Origin of the sequence: Micromonospora sp. NPDC049048 (assembly GCF_043197615.1) — a bacterium.
In the GTDB taxonomy this organism is placed as follows: Bacteria; Actinomycetota; Actinomycetes; order Mycobacteriales; family Micromonosporaceae; genus Micromonospora.
The window spans coordinates 1-17,547 of record NZ_JBICTM010000016.1 but is presented as its reverse complement, the minus strand read 5'-3'; the positions used below and the strand labels follow the sequence as shown (position 1 = coordinate 17,547).

At 75.8% G+C, this 17,547-nt stretch carries 15 protein-coding genes; 2 read left to right on the top strand and 13 right to left on the bottom strand.

Annotated elements, in window-relative coordinates:
* Positions 1-37: 37 nt before the first annotated feature.
* From ACGFIG_RS30150 to ACGFIG_RS30100, 11 genes are all read right to left on the bottom strand, one after another.
* Entirely contained in the window at positions 38-2,437 is a 2,400-nt protein-coding gene (locus ACGFIG_RS30150) for a hypothetical protein (protein WP_393008670.1), read from the bottom strand.
* Positions 2,437-3,603, bottom strand: coding sequence for a glycosyltransferase family 4 protein (locus ACGFIG_RS30145; RefSeq protein WP_393008668.1), 1,167 nt, complete (start codon positions 3,601-3,603; stop codon positions 2,437-2,439). Before ACGFIG_RS30145 ends, ACGFIG_RS30150 begins: the two co-directional genes overlap by 1 nt.
* A gap of 55 nt (positions 3,604-3,658) precedes the next feature.
* Positions 3,659-5,359, bottom strand: coding sequence for a murein biosynthesis integral membrane protein MurJ (gene murJ / locus ACGFIG_RS30140; protein WP_393008666.1), 1,701 nt, complete (start codon positions 5,357-5,359; stop codon positions 3,659-3,661).
* Between the two features lies 1 nt (position 5,360).
* Positions 5,361-6,227, bottom strand: a complete 867-nt coding sequence (locus tag ACGFIG_RS30135) for a hypothetical protein (protein WP_393008664.1) — start codon at positions 6,225-6,227, stop codon at positions 5,361-5,363.
* A 61-nt stretch (positions 6,228-6,288) separates the two neighbouring features.
* Positions 6,289-7,230, bottom strand: coding sequence for a copper transporter (locus ACGFIG_RS30130; protein WP_393008663.1), 942 nt, complete (start codon positions 7,228-7,230; stop codon positions 6,289-6,291).
* 27 nt (positions 7,231-7,257) lie between these two features.
* Positions 7,258-8,436, bottom strand: a complete 1,179-nt coding sequence (gene steA / locus ACGFIG_RS30125; RefSeq protein ID WP_393008661.1) for a putative cytokinetic ring protein SteA — start codon at positions 8,434-8,436, stop codon at positions 7,258-7,260.
* 119 nt (positions 8,437-8,555) lie between these two features.
* Positions 8,556-10,313 carry a DNA repair protein RecN gene (recN, locus tag ACGFIG_RS30120; RefSeq protein ID WP_393008659.1) on the bottom strand — a complete coding sequence of 586 codons (1,758 nt, stop codon included), beginning with the start codon at positions 10,311-10,313 and terminating at the stop codon, positions 8,556-8,558.
* A gap of 126 nt (positions 10,314-10,439) precedes the next feature.
* Positions 10,440-11,324 carry an NAD kinase gene (locus ACGFIG_RS30115; protein WP_393008657.1) on the bottom strand — a complete coding sequence of 295 codons (885 nt, stop codon included), beginning with the start codon at positions 11,322-11,324 and terminating at the stop codon, positions 10,440-10,442.
* 73 nt (positions 11,325-11,397) lie between these two features.
* Positions 11,398-12,258, bottom strand: a complete 861-nt coding sequence (locus ACGFIG_RS30110) for a TlyA family RNA methyltransferase (protein ID WP_393008655.1) — start codon at positions 12,256-12,258, stop codon at positions 11,398-11,400.
* Positions 12,259-12,279: 21 nt separating this feature from the next.
* Positions 12,280-12,567, bottom strand: a complete 288-nt coding sequence (locus ACGFIG_RS30105; RefSeq protein ID WP_393008653.1) for a hypothetical protein — start codon at positions 12,565-12,567, stop codon at positions 12,280-12,282.
* Positions 12,568-12,595: 28 nt separating this feature from the next.
* Positions 12,596-13,237 carry a hypothetical protein gene (locus ACGFIG_RS30100; RefSeq protein ID WP_393008651.1) on the bottom strand — a complete coding sequence of 214 codons (642 nt, stop codon included), beginning with the start codon at positions 13,235-13,237 and terminating at the stop codon, positions 12,596-12,598.
* Between the two features lie 114 nt (positions 13,238-13,351).
* Here ACGFIG_RS30100 and ACGFIG_RS30095 point away from each other — a divergent pair, with 114 nt between their 5' ends.
* The gene (locus ACGFIG_RS30095) at positions 13,352-13,690 is read left to right on the top strand and encodes an SCP2 sterol-binding domain-containing protein (protein ID WP_393008707.1); all 339 of its coding nucleotides are present in this window, start codon (positions 13,352-13,354) and stop codon (positions 13,688-13,690) included.
* A gap of 18 nt (positions 13,691-13,708) precedes the next feature.
* Here ACGFIG_RS30095 and ACGFIG_RS30090 read toward each other — a convergent pair whose 3' ends face one another.
* Both ACGFIG_RS30090 and ACGFIG_RS30085 read right to left on the bottom strand, forming a co-directional pair.
* Complete coding sequence (locus tag ACGFIG_RS30090) at positions 13,709-14,725, bottom strand: HAD-IIA family hydrolase (RefSeq protein WP_393008649.1); 1,017 nt, start codon at positions 14,723-14,725, stop codon at positions 13,709-13,711.
* Positions 14,722-15,702 carry a Replicase polyprotein 1ab gene (locus ACGFIG_RS30085; protein ID WP_393008705.1) on the bottom strand — a complete coding sequence of 327 codons (981 nt, stop codon included), beginning with the start codon at positions 15,700-15,702 and terminating at the stop codon, positions 14,722-14,724. Before ACGFIG_RS30085 ends, ACGFIG_RS30090 begins: the two co-directional genes overlap by 4 nt.
* Here ACGFIG_RS30085 and ACGFIG_RS30080 point away from each other — a divergent pair.
* The gene (locus tag ACGFIG_RS30080; RefSeq protein ID WP_393008713.1) at positions 15,604-17,373 is read left to right on the top strand and encodes a hypothetical protein; all 1,770 of its coding nucleotides are present in this window, start codon (positions 15,604-15,606) and stop codon (positions 17,371-17,373) included. The two genes, ACGFIG_RS30085 and ACGFIG_RS30080, sit on opposite strands and share 99 nt — an antisense overlap.
* Positions 17,374-17,547 lie beyond the last annotated feature (174 nt).

The window sequence follows — 17,547 nt, the reverse complement described above, 5'->3', positions numbered from 1 at the left end:
CGCACCCGGACCGGGCGGCGGGCGGGCCGGGTGCGCCTCAGGAGGCGGTGACCTCGCTCGATGACCGGGCGACCGGTGCGCGCTGCCCGACGTCGGAGCCCGACGTCGGGCCCTGCGCCCCGCCCGCCGGTCCCGGGGAGCGCGGGGCCGGGGGCGTCGGCGCCACGGCCGCTCCCCCGCCCGGATCCGACGTACGGGCGGTGCCCGTCCCCGCACCGGCCGGCGCCGGCCGGTCCGGGCCGTCGTCGTCCGGACCGTCGCCGTCCGGACCGCCGCCGGTGTCACCGCCCGATTCACCGCCCGACCCACCGGGTCCCTCGTCGCGCTGGCGACCCGCGTCGGGCTGCGTACGGTCGGTGGAGTGGTCGAGCACCCGCAGCGCGGCCAGCGCCGCCATCGGCACCACCACGGCGGCGGCCGCGCCGGCGACGTCCAGGGCGTCGCCGGCCAGCACCCCGCCGATCACGGCGGCGACGGCGGTGCCGGCCATCGCCGCCCGCATCGCCGGGTAGATGCCGAACAGCCGTTTCAGCCCGCCCCACGGTTGGAGCAGGGCGAACCAGACCAGCAGGGCGCCGGCCAGGGCCAGCACGGTCAGCGGGCTGTTGACCAGGGTCTCGAAGTTCGCCGTACTGGAACGGTGCACGGTGAGCCCACCGGTGCCGTCGCCGACGGCGGCCAGGAACCGGCCGAGGCTGCCCCGTTCGGCGGCGGGCCGGCGCAGGTCGAGCACCGCGAAGCCGATGGTCAGCGCCAGCCCCGCCATGGTGGCCCAGGCCAGCCGGCTGATCGTCAGCCAGCCGCCGGCGCTGATCGCCGCGGCGACGCTCAGGCCGGCGGTCAGCGCGATCGCGCCGATCGGATCCGCCCCCAGGTACGGGCTGCCGACGACCAGCACGGCGGCGCCGCCGACGGCCACCATCACGGGCGGCCGCCAGGACCGACGGACCCGCTGGGCCAGCCAGCCCGCGCTCAGCAGGGCGCCGGCCGTGAACACGCCGAGCCCGACGGTGCCCAGTCCGGCGTACCGGCCGCCCTCCAGGGCGGAGTAGCCGACCACCCCGTTGAGCTGGAGGCGGGCGCCGGTGAGCACGTCCATGCCCACGGTCAGCGTGGTCAGGCCGGCCACCGCCCCGAGCGGCCCGAGGGTGCCCGCGTGCCCCGGCGCGAGCCGGACCACGGCGGTCGCGGCGACCAGCAGCAGCACGGTCACCCCGGCGAAGTACACGCCGGCGTGTTCCCCGCGCCACCAGGGCACGACGTCGGCGAGCAGGGCGGCCGGCACGGCGAGGGCCGCCGCGATCAGCAGCAGCTCCACCACCGCCACCACCCGCGGCGAGACCGGCTCCGGGCCGTACGGGCCGGCGTGCCGGCGGGCCCGGCGCAGCAGCGGCAGCACCGCCACCGCCAGCAGCACCTGGGCGCCGGCCAGCAGGGTGAAGAACCAGTCCGCCACCCGACGCTGGGCGGCCGCCTCCCGGTCGGCGTCGGCGGGCTCGGCGATCGCGGCGGCGAGGTCCGCCGGCCGCCCGCCGACCGACTCGGCCGGCCGGCCGAGGAAGAGCCGCTGCGGCATCGGCCGGCCCAGCGCGGTGAGCGCGGTCGGCGCGAGGTCGACCAGTTGCAGGTAGCCCTCGCGTCCCGTACTGGCGGAGGTGAGCCAGCCGCGCTCCCAGCCCGGCCCGTCGGCGACGGCGACGTGCAGCCGCGACGGGGCGTCGGTGTCGGACACCCCCGCGACGAGCACCAGCGAGCGGGGCGGCCGGGCGGCCAGCACCCGGGCCAGGCGGGCGTCGGCCTCCCGCGCGGCCGAGGCGCGGGCGGCCTTGTCCTCGCCGGCCACCGTGCCGAGGTCGACGATGCTCAGTACGCAGGAGCCGAGCAGGTCCGTCGGGTCCGCGGGCAGCGCCGACGCGTACCGGTCGACGCGGCCGAACGGCCGGGCGGCGGCCACGGCCGCGCCGGGCCCGACCGCCACCGAGCAGCGCACCGACTCCGAGAGCGCGCCGGGCACCGCACCCCAGGGCAGCCGCTCCTGGTTGTGCAGGACGACGCTCTCCTGGTCGGGCAGGTTCGCGCCGATGCCGTCGGGCTGCTCGACCGTCACCTGGGCCGGCGGGCAGCCCCCGACCTGCCGGCTGCCGTTCCAGGCGGCGTAGCTGCCGGCGCCGAGGGTCAGCCAGCCGTCGACGGGGCAGGTCGGCCGGTGCGCGGACCGCACCGACAGGGAGCCGATGGAGCCGTCCTGGGCCATCCGCCACAACGTCGGCGTGGTCTGCGGGTCGACGTCCTCCCAGCGCAGCCCGGCGACTCCCGCCAGCACGACGAAGTCGGCGGTGCGCCCCGGGGCCTCCCGGTCGGGACGCACGGTCAGCGCGGTGATGCCCAGCACCACCACGACGAGGGTGAGCAGGATCGGGGCGATTCTGCGCCACATCACCGGTGTCCCGTCGACGGGGCGTCGGCGCCCGGGGTCGTCGGCCCGGCGGCGTGCGGGGCCAGCTCGGCGTAGAGCGCCGCCAGTTGGGCCAGGGTGTCCGCCTCGCTGGGCCAGGTCGCGGCCCGCTCGGCGCCGCGCCGCGCCAGCTCGGCCCGCCGGGCCTCGTCGTCGAGCAGGTCACGCACGGCCGCGTCGACGGCGTCCACGTCCCCGGGCGGCACCAGCACCGCGGCGTCGCCGACCAGCTCCGGCAGGCCGCCGACCGCGGTCGCCACCAGCGGTACGCCGGCCCGCATCGCCTCCTGCGCGAAGAGCTGGCGGGCTTCCCAGTCGCTGGTCACCACCGCCAGGTCGGCCCCGGCGAGCAGGTCACCCACGTCGGTGCGGTGCCCGAGCAGGGTCACCGGGGCCCGGGCGGCGGAGATCCGGGCGGCCAGCGGCAGGTAGGCGGGGCCGCTGCCGGCGATCACCACGACCGGCGCCGGGGTCCGCGTACGCCACCGGCCGGCCGCGTCGATGAGCACGTCGTAGCGCTTCTGGGGGTGCAGCCGGCCGACGGAGAGGATCAGCGGCCGGTCCTGGCCGACGCCGAACTCGGCGCGGACGGCGGCCCGGCGGCGGCGCGGCGCGGGCAGTGCCGGCGCGGCGACCGGGGCGAGCCGGGCGTCCGTCGCGCCCAGCGCGGCGGCCCGCTCGACGAGGTCGGCGGAGGCCCCGAGCGCCACCCGGGCGCCTCGGGCCACCACCCGCTCGACGAGGCGCGACACGCCGCCCCGCAGGCCACCGGCGAGTACCGCGTTGTGCCAGGTCACCACGAGCGGGGCGGCCGGCCGGGCCAGGACGGCGACCAGCCCGGCCCGCAGGCCGTGGGCGTGCAGCACGTCGACCTGCTCGGCGGCGAGCGCCCGGCGCAGCGCGCCGACCGCCCGGGCGTCCGCCGGCGTGGGGCTGGCCGGGATCTCGACCGGCAGGAAGCGGGCGCCGGTGGCCGTGAAGTCGAACTGCTCCTGCGTCGCGGCGGGCCCGCAGACCAGCACGGAGGCGCCCGCGTCGGTCAGGCCCCGCGCCAGCGAGCGGACGTGCTGCCCGACGCCGCCGGTGCTGGAGGCGAGCAGCAGGGCCACCGTGCCGTGCCAGGAGGGAACCGGTGCCGGTGTCGTCACCGCGACCACCCCCGCTTTCCGGTCGCCGTCGGTCGGTCACCCGTCCTGCACCCGCTCACCGGGACACCGTCTCCTTCCCGCCACCCCGTTCCGGGGGGATGTCGCCCTCGCCCGTCTCCTCGGCGGGGGCCGTCGGCCCGCGCCGGCCCGCCCTGCCTAGGCGCCGGAGCACCCCGGCGAGCAGCGGCGTCACGTCCTGCCGGTCGACCAGCCAGACGACGGCGAGGAAAACGACGCCGACCAGAACTCCGGACAGCATGCCCTGCACGAGTGCGCCCGGTGTCGTCGGGGTGCCGCCGCCGACCGTGTCGAGCCAGCGCGCCAGAGCCGTTCCGGCGAGCGCGGCCAGGGCGCCGGCGAGGAGTCCGGCGGCGCCGGCGCGGGCCGCCCCGGAGAGCGCGAGCCGTCCCGCAGAGCGCCGCACCGCGAGGAGCAGCAGGCCGCCGAGCAGCACCATCCCGACCGAGTTGGCCAGCGCGACCGCGAGCACCCGGTCGGCCACCGGCAGGAGGGCCGCCAGCGGCACCGCCGCCACGGGCACCGCCAGCCAGCCGGCGGTGATCGCGACCGCGGCCGGGCGGGCGTCCCCCCGGGCGTAGAGGGCGCGGGAGAGCACCGCGAAGAGGCCGTAGCCGAGCAACCCGGGGGCGAAGCCGACGATGCCCGCGGCGGTGGAGGCCGGGTCGTCCGGGTAGAAGAACGCGGCGACCGGCCCGGCCGTGCCGACCAGTGCCGCCGCGCCGAGGCAACTGAACAGCAGCACCCCGCGCACGGTCGCCGAGAGGGTACGCCGGTATTCCTCGTGCCGCCCGGCGGCGGCGGCCGTTGCCAACGTCGGGTACGCCGCCACCGCCAGCGGCACCGCCAGCACCGCCCAGGGCAGCAGGTACATGGTCTGGGCCAGGTTGAACACCTGCGGCGAGCCGGTCGGGCCGCCGGAGACCCGCTTGAGCAGCACCAGGAGCGCGAGTTGCTGCGCGGTGACGGTGATCGCCCCGGCCATCGCCAGCCCGCCCACCCGCGCCCGGGCGTCGGGCGGGAAGGCGTACCCGAGGCGGGGCCGCACCCTCAGCCGGCGCAGCGGGATCAGCAGCGACAGCGACAGCACCACCACGCCGAGCGTGGTGCCGGCGGACAGGATCAGCTCGCCGCCACCGCTCACCCGCGCCACGCTGACGCCGCGTCCCTCGACGCCACCGAAGACGAGGTACACCGCGATCACGGTGAGGCTGGACAGCAGCGGTGCGATGACCGGCCAGGCGAAGCGGCGGTGCGCCTGGAGCACCCCGGTGAGCACGATGCCGATGCCGTAGAGCGGCAACTGCGGGGCGAAGACCCGCAGCATCCGCGCGCCCGCCGCCAACTCCGCCTCGGATCGCCCCTCGCTGAGCAGCGACACGATCGGGCCGGCCGCCACCGCCACCAGGACGGCCAGCGGCACCAGCAGGGTGACCGTCCAGGTGAGCAGGGCCCCGGTGGTCGCGGCCACCGCGCGCCGGTCGCCGGCCGCGACCGGCCCGGCCAGCAGCGGTACGACCAGGCTCGCCAGCGCGCCACCGGCCACGATCTCGAAGATGATGTTCGGCGCGGTGTTGGCGATGACGTACATGCCGCCGAGGTCGCTCTTCTGCACGACCCAGGTGAAGACGGCGGTACGGCCGAAGCCGGCGAGCCGGCTGAGGACGGTGAGGACGGCGATGAGCGCGGCGGCGCCGGCGACGCGGCCGGCGCCGGCGAGGGGTGCCCGGGTCGTCACGTCAGTCGGCGCGCCGGCCCAGTGCGTCGAGCTCCCGCAGCCCGGGGGTGCGCTGGATGACCTGGGTGAAGCTGACCTTCTCGCTGGCCGCGGTGAGACCGGCGAGCACGGTGAGCAGCCCGGCCCGCCCGAGCGGCCCGGTACGCGCGGCCAGCGCCACGCCGAGCAGTGCGCCGAGCGCGTTCGCGCCGCTGTCGCCGAGCATCACGTCCTCGCCGAGGTCGGCGGGGAGCAGCCCGGCGGCGGCGCCGACGGCACCGGCGGCGATCCCGCCGTGCGGGCCGCCGGCCAGCGGGGCGCCGAGCAGGAGGCCGGACTTCAGCGCCCGGCCGGGACGCAGGTCGAGCAGGTTGAGCAGGTTCGCGGTGCCGGCGATGACCCCGGCGCCCAGCAGCACGTCGACGCCCCGGCCCAGCGGGCCCTGCCGCTGGCGACGCCGGTGCCCGGCGACCCGGGGATCGGCGGCGAGCAGCGCGGCGGCGCCGAGACCGGCCGCGCCCACCCCGACGACCTTGACCAGTCCGGCGGTGACCCGGCCCTCGCGCAGCGCCGCCAGGTGCCCGGCGAAGCCCTTGGCCGTCTTCTGCTCCGGCCGGGCGCCGACCACGTCGTCGTAGAGCCCGACGGCCCCCGCACCCACCCCGGCGACCAGGGCCGCGGCTCCCGACGGGCCGCTGGAGGCGCCGAACGCGCTCGCCCCGGCCGCGCCGGCCGCGAGGGCGGGACCGGCGGCCAGGGTGACCGTACGGCCGCGGAAGTTGGTCCGCTCCAGCGCCGGCCCGGCCGGTGAGGTGCACACCTCGCGCAGGGCGTAGCGGGCGGCGGCGGCGCCCGCGCCGGCGATCAGCAGTCGACCGAGCAGGCTCACTCGTCCCCCTCCCGCCGTGCGTCGGCGAGGCTGGATCCGGACACCGGGGTACGTCGTCGCATCACTGGGGCAGTCTAGGCAGCAAAGTGGCGTTGTCGGCGACACCGTACTGACCGGCCTTCTTCTCGGTGACCTGTTGCACCAACGCGAGGGCGGTGACCAGCTGGCCCTGGTTGGTGTTGGCGTTGTCGACGGTGGAGATGGTCTGCACGAGCACCGGGTCGCTCCGGACGGCGGCCACCAGGTTGCCCCCGGCCGAGCCGTTGCCGGCGACGACGAGCGTTCCGGCCTGGTCGAACTGCTCGGCGACCTTCAGCACCGACTCGTCCTTCTTCGCCGAGTCCTTGTCGACGTACGGCTGCCCGCTGACCACGACGACGGCCTCCGCCGCCGCGGTGATCCGGTCCCCCTGGGTGGTCAGGTAGTTGGCGTTGGTGTACGCGGCCAGCACCGCCCGCCGGTCGGCCTCGCTGACCGGGGTCGCGCCGGGCGCCCGGTCGAGCAGCACGCTGGCGAGCAGGGCGGTCGAGGTCTCGACCCCGTGCCCGTTGCCGGGCAGCCCGGCCGTCGGGGCGCTGGTGGGGCGAGCCGCGTCGACGGCCAGCTCCAGCAGGTTGTTGTTGTTGTCCGGGTTGATGAACTTGTCCTGAAGGTCGATGCGGCCGGTCACCTGTGCCCCAGCGAGCTGGAGCATCTTGACCACGCCCTCGGTGTGGTCGCGCCCGGTGGGCAGGCTGAACACCAGCACCCGCTTGCCGGTCAGCTTGCCCGGCAGGACGACCTCCGCGATCTGGGCCGCGAACTCCTCCTCGAGTTCCAGCTCCTTCTCCATGTTCTGGACCGCCTGGCGCATCAACTGGTTGTCCTTGCGCAGCCCGTTGACGTTCTCCTTCAGCGAGTCGGCCACCGGGCCGTTGAGGGCGGCGGTGCCGACCACCAGCCCGATCGCCAGCGCGAGGAAGACAGCGGTCAGGGACACCACGTGGTACCGGAAGTTGATCACACCTGTCGCCTCTTGATCGGTGGGACGCTAGAAAAGCTGTTCGAGCTGGAACACGAAATTGTTCCACCACTCGGAGACCACGCCCAAATACGCCTTGCCGACGGTGGAGACCGCCACCGCCGACGCCATCGCCGCGATCGCGGAGAGCACCAGCAGCAGCAGCGACGACCCGGAGATGCTCTGCCGGTAGAGCCGGCTCACGCCCTTGGCGTCGACCAGCTTGCCGCCGACCTTCAGCCGGGTCAGGAACGTGGAGGCCATTCCGCCCCGGCCCTTGTCGAGGAACTCGACCAGGGTGGCGTGCGTGCCGACGGCGACCAGCAGCGAGGCTCCCTTCTCGTCGGCCAGCAGCATGGCCAGGTCCTCGCTGGTCGCCGCCGCCGGGAAGGTCACCGCCGGGACGCCGAGGCCGTTGACCCGGGCCAGGCCGGGGGCCCGGCCGTCCGGGTAGGCGTGCACGATCACCTCGGCGCCGCAGCGCAGCACGTCGTCGGTGACCGAGTCCATGTCGCCGATGATCATGTCGGGCGTGTAGCCGGCCTCCACCAGCGCGTCCGCGCCGCCGTCCACGCCGATCAGCACGGGCTTGAACTCGCGGATGTAGGGGCGCAGCACGTCCAGGTCGGCCTTGTAGTCGTAGCCGCGCACCACGATCAGGCAGTGCCGCCCCTGGACCTCGGTCTGGATCTCCGGCACGCCGACCCCGTCGAGGAGCAGGTCGCGCTCCTGGCGGAGGTAGTCCATCGTGTTGGCGGCGAACGCCTCCAACTGGACCGAGAGCCCCTCCCGGGCGTCGGCCATCGACTTGGCCACCGTGTCGGCGTCCTGGAGGCTGCCGTGCGCCACCGGCTCGTCGCCGACGAAGACGGTGTTGCCCTCGATGCGGACGGTGTCGCCTTCGCGGATCCGCTCGAAGATCCCCTCGCCCAGGTCGTCCAGGAGGGGGATGCCGGCGGCGACCAGCACCTCGGGCCCGAGGTTCGGATAGCGGCCGGACACCGACGGCTTCGCGTTGAGCACGGCGCCGACACCGACGGCGACGAGCGAGTCGGCGGCCACACGGTCGAGGTCGACGTGGTCGATGACCGCGATGTCACCAGGGCGCAGCCGGCCGACCAGGCGCTTTGTCCGGCGGTCGAGGCGCGCGGTGCCGAGGATCCTGCCCGGTTCCGTGTTCCGGGTCCGGCGCAACGTGGGTAGACGCATCGTGACCATCCTGGCATGTGAGGCAGGCAATTCTGTCGCGACATGCCTGAGCAGGGCCGCCTACCCAGGGAAGCACACTACCGCGTGGGCCGGTGTGCCTGTGCTCACAATCGCCGGCCTCACGCGCGCCTTTCCCGGGCCGCCACCGCCAGCAGTTCCTCGGCGTGCGCGATACCCAGGTCGGAGTCGGGCAGACCGGCGAGCATCCGGGCCAGCTCCCGGGCACGCTCGGTGTCCTCCACCACCCGCACCCCGCTCGTGGTGACCGCCCCGCCCGTGTCCTTCGCCACCACCAGGTGCCGGTCGGCGAACGCGGCCACCTGCGGCAGGTGGGTGACGACGAGCACCTGGTGGCTGCGGGCCAGCCGGGCCAGCCGCCGGCCGATCTCCACCGCGGCCTGACCGCCGACCCCGGCGTCGACCTCGTCGAAGACCAGCGTGGGCGGCCCGCCCGAGCCGGCGAAGACCACCTCGATGGCGAGCATCACCCGCGACAGCTCACCGCCGGAGGCACCCCGCTGCAACGGCAGCGAGGGCGCACCCGGGTGGGCCAGCAGGCGCAGCTCGACCTCGTCGCCGCCGTCCGGCCCGACGCCGACCTCGACGCCGTTGACCGGCAGGGCCGGCTCGGTGCGGCCGGCCGCGCGGGGCAGCACCGCCACCTCGATCCGGGCGTGCGGCATCGCCAGCCCGGCCAGCTCGACGGTGACCTGCTCCGCAAAGCGGCTCGCCGCCTCCCGCCGTGACGTCGACACCCGGCCGGCCAGGTCGGCCACCTCGGCGGCCAGCCGCGCCGCCTCCCGATCCAGCTCGTCGAGGAGGTCGTCGGAGGTGTCCAGGTCGGACAGCCGGGTGCGGGCGTGCTCGGCCCAGGCGATCACCCCGTCGACGTCGTCGGCGTACTTGCGGGTGAGCGCGCGCAGCGCCGCCCGCCGCTCGTAGACGGTCTGCAACCGGGCCGGGTCGGCGTCGAGCGCGGCGAGGTAGGCCGACAGCTCGGCCGAGACGTCCGTGACGAGGGTCGCCGCCTCCTCCAGCCGCGCCGCCAGCTCGCCCAGTGCCGGGTCGGTGCCGGCCTGCGCCTCCAGGGTGCGACGGGCGGTGCCGAGCAGCGCCGTCGCGTCCGGCGTCTCGTCGGCCGCCTCCACGCCGCCGGCCACGCACTGGTGGGCCACCTGCGCCGCCGTGCGCAGCCCCTCGGCGTGCTCCAGCCGCTGCGCCTCCGCCTTCAGCTCGTCGTCCTCACCGGGCTGCGGGTCGACCCGGGTGATCTCGTCGAGGCCGAGCCGCAGCAGGTCGGCCTCCTGGTTGCGCTCGCGGGCGTTGCGCCGCCGGTCGGCCAGGTCGTCGACCACCGCACGCCAGCGGGCGTACGCCTCGCGCAGCGCGTCGAGCAGCTTCTCGTGCTCCGGGCCGGCGAACCGGTCCAGCGCGGCCCGCTGCTCGGCCGGCCGCAGCAGCCGCAACTGGTCGGACTGGCCGTGCACGGCCACCGCCTGCTCGCCCACCTCGCCCAGCATCGACACCGGCATGCTCCGCCCGCCCAGGTGCGCCCGGGAGCGGCCCTCCACGGTGACGGTACGGCTCAGCAGCACCGAGCCGTCGTCGTCGGGCTCGCCACCCGCGTCGCTGATGCGCGCGTGCACGGAGGCGGCGACGCGGCCCGCGAGCCGTAGCCGGCCCTCGACCACCGCCCGGCCCGGCTGGGCGCGGACCCGCCCGGCGTCGGCACGCCCCCCGAAGAGCAGCCCGAGGCCGGTGACCACCATGGTCTTGCCCGCACCGGTCTCGCCGGTGATGACGTTCATGCCGCCGGTCAACGGCAGCGTGGTGTCCTCGATGACGCCCAGTCCGGTGATGCGCAGCTCTTCCAGCACAGCAACCGACAGTAGACGCGGCCCCCGACACTTGACCAGCCGGCGTGGTCGCTGCGGCGCGTCCGCCCGCCGACACCACCACCGGGCGGCCCCGGTGCCACCGATAGGCGCCGGCCGGCCGGCGGATCAGCGACGGTTGCCGCGCCAGCCGTGCACGGGCAGGTCGAACTTCGCCACCAGCCGGTCGGTGAACGGGCGGTCCCGCAGCCGTACGACGCGCACCGGCAGCGCGCCCCGGCGCACGGTGACCCGCGCCCCGGGCGGCAGATCGTAGACCCGCCGGCCGTCGCAGGAGAGCACCGCGAGGGTCGTGAACGGGTCGACGGTGATGACGAACGTGGACGTGGGCGCGGTGACCAGCGGACGGCTGAACAGCGCGTGCGCGCTGATCGGCACCAGCAGCAGGGCCTCCACCTCCGGCCAGACCACCGGCCCGCCGCCGGAGAACGCGTACGCCGTCGAGCCGGTGGGGGTCGCGCAGACCACGCCGTCGCAGCCGTACCGCGACAGCGGGCGACCGTCCACGTCGACCATCAGCTCCAGCATCTGGGCGCGCTCGCCCTTCTCGACGCTGATCTCGTTGAGCGCCCAGGACTCGATGGTCGGGCCACCGTCGAACTCGGCGGTCACGTCGAGGGTGAGCCGCTCGTCGACGGTGTAGTTGCGCTCGACGACGTCACGTACCGCGCTGTCCAGGTCGTCGATCTCGGCCTCGGCGAGGAAGCCGACCTTGCCGAGGTTGATGCCGATCAGCGGCACCTTCGCCGGACGGGCCAGCTCCGCCGCGCGCAGGAAGGTGCCGTCCCCGCCGAGCGCGAAGACGATCTCGGCGCCCTCGGCCGCCTCCAGGCCGGCCATCGGGACCGCTCCGGGCAGGTCGAGGTCGTCGGCCTCCTCCGCCACGACCCGCACCTCGAAGCCGGCCGAGATGAGGTCGGCGGCGACGGCACGGGCGTGCTCGGTGCTGCGCCGGCGACCGGTGTGCGTCACCAGCAGGGCCGTGCGGCTCACCGGGACGGCCGTCCCGTCGCGCCCGCGCGGCACGCGCACGGCACGCCCGCGAGCGCGGGGCTCGCCAGCTCACTCACCCGGCCACCTCCTCCGTCGCCGCGTCCGGCAGGTCGCCGGACGACACCGGGCCGCCCGGCCCGGCGGCCACCACGGCGCGTACCCGCTCCGGGTCGGCCGGCGGTGCGCCCCGGCGTAACCATACGAAGAACTCCACGTTGCCGCTCGGCCCCGGCAGCGGGCTCGCGGCCACGTCGGCGAGGCCAAGGTCGAGGCGGGCCGCCGCGGCGGCCACGTCGAGCACGGCCTCCGCCCGCAGCGACGGATCGCGGACCACCCCGCCGGCACCGACCCGCTCCTTGCCGACCTCGAACTGCGGCTTCACCATGAGTGCCAGGTCACCTTCGGGCCGGGTGCAGCCGGCCAGCGCCGGCAGGACCAGCCGCAGCGAGATGAACGACAGGTCGGCGACCGTGAGGTCGACCGGGCCGTCGATGGTCTCCGGCGTGAGCGTACGGACGTTGGTGCGTTCGAAGACCCGCACCCGGGGGTCGTTGCGCAGCGGCCACGCGAGTTGCCCGTAGCCGACGTCGACGGCCACCACCTCCGCCGCGTCGGCGCGCAGCAGCACGTCGGTGAAGCCGCCGGTGGACGCGCCCGCGTCGAGGCACCGACGGCCGGCGACGGTCAACCCGCCGGGGGCGAAGGCGGCCAGCGCGCCGGCCAGCTTGTGCCCGCCCCGGGAGACGTACTCCGAGGCGGGGTCCTCGCCGGTGACCAGGAGCGGATCGGCGGGATCGACCATCGCGGCGGGCTTGCGGGCCGGTACGCCGCGCAGCTGTACCCGGCCGGCCTCCACCAGCGCGGCGGCCTGTTCCCGGGATCGGGCCAGGCCGCGGCGGACGAGTTCGGCATCCAGCCGGTTACGACGTGCCATGCGTGGTTCTTCTCCGGTCGGTCAGGCCTGGTCGATGGTGGCCAGCGTTTCCCGCAGCGTCTCGTACGCCGCCTCGTACTGCGCGATCTGGTCGGCCGGGGCGAGGGTCGCGGCGTTGGCCATGGCCCGCACGGCCGCCTCCACCGCGGGATGCCGGTCGTCCTCGCCGAGGTCCTCGACGGGCCCGGACCCGGGCGGCGGAGCCGGACGGGCACTGGGCGGCGGCCCGGGCCGGAAGCCGCCGGGGCCGGGGCCCGACGGACCGGGGCGGGGGCCGGGCGGCGGGCCCGGTCGGAACGGGCCGCTCACGACCCGCTCCCCGCCGGGACCAGGCCGGTCACGCCTCGCCCTCCGAGGGCCGGTTACGGCCCGGTGCCTTCTTCGCCGGCCGCACCGGCTCCGCGGGGCCCTCGGCCGGGGCGACGGCCGACGGAGTCCGCTTGGCGACCGCCTTCTTGGCCACCGCCTTCTTCGCGACGGCCTTCTTGGCCACCGCCTTCTTCGCGACGGCCTTCTTGGCGACGGCCTTCTTCGCCACGGCCGACCCGACCACCGGGGCGGGGGGCGCCGAGCTGGGTACGGCCGGCTCGGCGGCCCCCGGAGCGCCCGGCCGCTCGGTGTCGACGGTCGACGGGGCGCCGGTGCCGGCCGGCGCGGGCGGCGGGGTCCCGAGGGGCGCCTTGGCGTCCCGGAGTTCGCGCTCCAGCTCGTGCACCCGTCGGGTCAGCTCGGCGACCTCGTCGGCGGTGGCGAGCCCCACCGCGCCGAGGGCGCGGTCGACCTCGAACCGCACCAGCTTGGCCAGCGCCTCACGGTTGGCAGCGCTGGTGGAGACCAGTTCCTCGGCGAGCGTCTGCAGTTGGGCGGCGGTCGCCCCGCCCGAGCCGACGACCCGGCGAACCGCGTCCTGGGCCTTCTTCCGGGGCGCCTCCGTCAGGCCCATGGCCAACTCGAGGTAGGCGCGCCACGCGTCCTGCATGCCTGGTTCCTTCCACGGGGCGGGGGTGTGCAGGTGCCACGCTACCGGGCACCTCGTGACGCCCCGTGGGGTACGGTGCCGGAGGACGGCGTGGCGAGCGGCGAGGGGGCGATCGTGGCCAGCGTGGACGAATGCCGGCAGGCGTTGCGGGATCTTGCCACCCGGCTGGACCGCAACGCGGAGACGGTACGGGAGAAGGTCGACTTCGACCGTACGCTGGCCTGCCGGATCACCGACCTGGAGACCGCCTTCCACGGCCGGCTCTCCGGCGGTCGCCTGGTCGACCTGGCCGACGGCGACGACCCGAAGGCCAAGATCGCGCTGAGCACCAGCAGCGACGACCTGCTCGCACTGGTCCGCGGCGACCTCGACGTCACCCGCGCGGTCACGTCCCGGCGGGTGTCGATCAAGGCGAACCCGCTCGACCTGATGAAGCTGCGCAAGCTGCTCTGAGGGCGGTGCCGGTCGCCGTCAGCCGGCCAGGCCGAGTTCGGCCAGTGCCTTCTCCGCCTCGGCCGACCCGGGACGGATCGGCGCCGGCCGCACCGACCACGCGACCGCGCAGAGCGCCGCCAGGGCGTCCAGCGGCCGACCGGCCCCGGACAGCTCCAACATGTCGTCCCGCGCGGCCACCGACCATCCGCCGTCGTCCGCCGTGCCCGGGACCCGCACGACGGCCGCGGGGTCGAAGAGCCCCGCCAGGTCCATCGCGACGTACGAGGGCCTGCGGTGCGGCGGGGCGGCGAGCAACTCGGCCGCGTCGCTCACGCCGGTGAGCACCAGCAGGCTGTCCAGGCCGGCCCGCCGAGCGCCCTCGATGTCGGTGTCCAGCCGGTCGCCCACCAGCAGCGTCCGGCCCTCGCCGGCGCGGTGGGCCGCCGTGGCGAACAGTGCCGGTTCGGGTTTGCCGACGACCACGTCGGGATCCCGACCGAGCGCGGTACGCAGCACGGCCACCAGGGCACCGTTGCCCGGCAGCGGTCCCCGGCCGCTGGGCAGGGCCGGGTCCGTGTTGGTCGCGACCCAGGTCGCGCCGCCGCGTACGGCCACCGAGGCCTCGGCCAGGTCCGCCCAGCACACCTGCGGGCCGAACCCCTGCACGACCGCGAGGGGCGCGTCGTCGGCCCGGGACACCGGGGTGAGCCCCACGGCGCGCACCTCCGCCCGCAGCGCCTCGGTGCCCACGACCAGCACCGCGGCGCCGGCGGGAAGCCGGTCGCGAAGCAGTTCGGCGGCGGCCGCCGCAGAGGTGAGCACCTCTTCCGGCCGGGCGGGCACGCCCATCCCGGTGAGCAGGTCAGCCACCTCACTGGAGCGACGCGAGGCGTTGTTGGTCGCGTACGCCACCGACCGGCCCTCGGCGTGCAGCCGGCCGACCGCCTCGACCGCGCCGGGGACCGGCCGGTCGATCAGGTAGATCACGCCATCCAGGTCGAAGACGACCAGGGCGTACCCGTCGACCAGCCGTTCCCCGGCACCCGTCGTCATCGCTGCGCGGTGTCCGTACCGCCGGTGGCGGTGGACTCGACATCACCGGCGGCGGCAACGGAGTCGCCGCCGGTCGGCCGGTCGGCGTCGTCGCTCGGCCGGACGGCGTCGTCGCCGGTCAGCTCGTCGTCCGTCGCGTCGTCGGTCAGCTCGTCGTCCGCCGGCGCGGCCGCGACGGCCTCGTCCCGCCCCTCGTCGCGGGTCCCCGACCCGTCGCGCCGCTCGTCGGCCGGCTCCGGGTCGTCCCCGGCGTCGTCGTCGACATCCCCGTCGCCGCCGAGGTCCGCGTCCGGTCGGGCCGGCACCGCACCCGGGGCGCCGGGGCCGGAGGCGACCGCCTCGGCGTTCTCCTCGTCCTCCTCGTCGCCCTCGATCACCACACCGTCGAGCTCCAGCAGCCGCTCGGCGGCGTCGGTCTCGCCCTCGGTGTCGACGTCGGCCGCCCGGGAGAACCACTCGCGGGCCTCGTCGCGCCGATCGACCGCGAGCAGCGCGTCGGCGTACGCGTAGCGCAGCCGCGCCGTCCACGACTCAGCCGTCTCACTCGTCAGGTCGGGGACCTGGAGCATGGCCACGGCCGCGTCCTTCTGGCCCAGGTCGCCGCGCGCTCCGGCCGCCACGATCAGCAGCTCCGTCGCCACGGCCCGGTCCAGCTTCTCCCGGTCCGCGCCACGGAACAGGTCGATCGCCCGCTCCGGCCGGCCCAGCGCCCGCTCGCAGTCCGCGAGCACCGCCAGGTGGCTCTGCAAGCCGCTCATCCGGTGGTACGTGCGCAGCTCCGCGATCGCGGTCTGCCACTCCCCCGCGTGGTACGCGGCCAGGCCGACCGCCTCGCGGACGGCAGCGATCCGGGACGCCAGCCGACGGGCAGCCAGCGCGTGCGCCAGCGCCTCGGCCGGGTCGTCGTCGATCAGCTGCCCCGTCGCCACCAGGTGCCGGGCAACCGTCTCGGCGACCGGCTTCGCCAGCGAGAGCAGCTCGGCCCGGACGTCCTTGTCGAGGTCGGTCGCGACGATCTCGTCGGGCAGCGCGGGGGCCGCAGTACGCTCCCCCTCCGCCTCCGGACGCTCGCGCCGCTCGTCGCGACGGTCCCCGCCACGGTAGCCACCCTCGCGTCGGTCGCCCTGGCGCTCGCCGCCCCGGTAACCGCCGTCGCGATCGCCGCCCCGGTAACCACGCTCGCGGTCACCACCGCGGAACCCGCCGGCACGGTCGCCGCCACGGAAGCCACCTGCGCGGTCGCCGCCCTCACGACGGTCACCACCGCGGAAACCACCGGGGCGCTCGTCGCCGTCCCGACGGAAACCACTCTCGCGGCGATCCCCGCCACGGAAACCACCCTCACGCGGCGGACCCGAACGGAAACCACCCTCACGACGGTCACCGCCACGGAAGCCACCTTCACGGTCACCGCCACGGAAACCGCCGGGACGGTCGCCGCCCTCACGGCGATCGCCACCGCGGTAGCCACCCTCGCGGTCACCACCGCGGAAACCGCCGGGACGGTCGCCGCCCTCACGGCGATCGCCACCGCGGTAGCCACCCTCGCGGTCACCACCGCGGAAACCGCCGGGACGGTCGCCGCCCTCACGACGGTCACCACCACGGAAACCACCCTCACGCGGCGGACCCGAACGGAAACCACCCTCACGACGGTCGCCGCCTTCACGACGGTCACCACCACGGAAACCGCCTTCGCGGTCACCACCGCGGAAGCCGCCGGGACGGTCACCGCCCTCACGGCGATCCCCGCCACGGTAGCCACCCTCGCGGTCACCACCACGGAACCCGCCAGCGCGGTCGCCGCCACGGAAGCCACCGGGACGGTCGCCGCCCTCACGTCGATCGCCGCCGCGGAAACCACCGGGGCGCTCGTCGCCGTCCCGACGGAAACCACCCTCACGACGATCCCCGCCACGGAAACCGCCCTCGCGGTCACCACCACGGAAGCCACCAGGACGGTCACCGCCCTCACGGCGATCCCCGCCACGGTAGCCACCTTCGCGGTCACCACCACGGAAGCCACCTGCGCGGTCGCCGCCCTCACGGCGGTCGCCACCACGGAAGCCGCCGGGACGGTCACCGCCCTCACGACGATCACCGCCACGGAAACCACCCTCACGCGGCGGACCCGAACGGAAACCACCCTCACGACGGTCACCACCACGGAAACCGCCCTCGCGGTCACCGCCACGGAAGCCACCGGGACGGTCGCCGCCCTCACGACGGTCACCACCGCGGAAACCACCGGGGCGCTCGTCGCCGTCCCGACGGAAACCACCCTCACGACGATCCCCGCCACGGAAACCGCCTTCGCGGTCACCACCACGGAAACCACCGGGACGGTCGCCGGCGTCCCGACGGTAGGCACCGCCACGAGAGTCGCCATCACGCGGACCAGACCGGAAGCCGCCCTCGCGGCGGTCGCCGCCGCGGAAGTCGCCGTCACGGGGAGCAGACCGGAACCCGCCTTCACGGCGGTCGCCGCCGCGGGAGTCGCCGTCACGGCGGCTGCCGCCGGCGTACCCGCCGCGCTGGCCGCCCCGGTCCTCCCGGTACGGGGGCCGGTCGTCGCGGCGCGGAGATCCCTCACGCCCACCCGAGCGGTCTTCGTAGCGACGCGGACGGTCTCCGCCCTGCGGTCCTGAACTCACAGGTACATCCTTCCTGATTGCGCCACCCACGACGCTACGCAGTCGAGGGCCGACCCGGATGGGGCGGCCCTCGACTGGAAGATTGTCCGGCGGTGTCCTACTCTCCCACACCCTCCCGAGTGCAGTACCATCGGCGCTGGAGGGCTTAGCTTCCGGGTTCGGAATGTA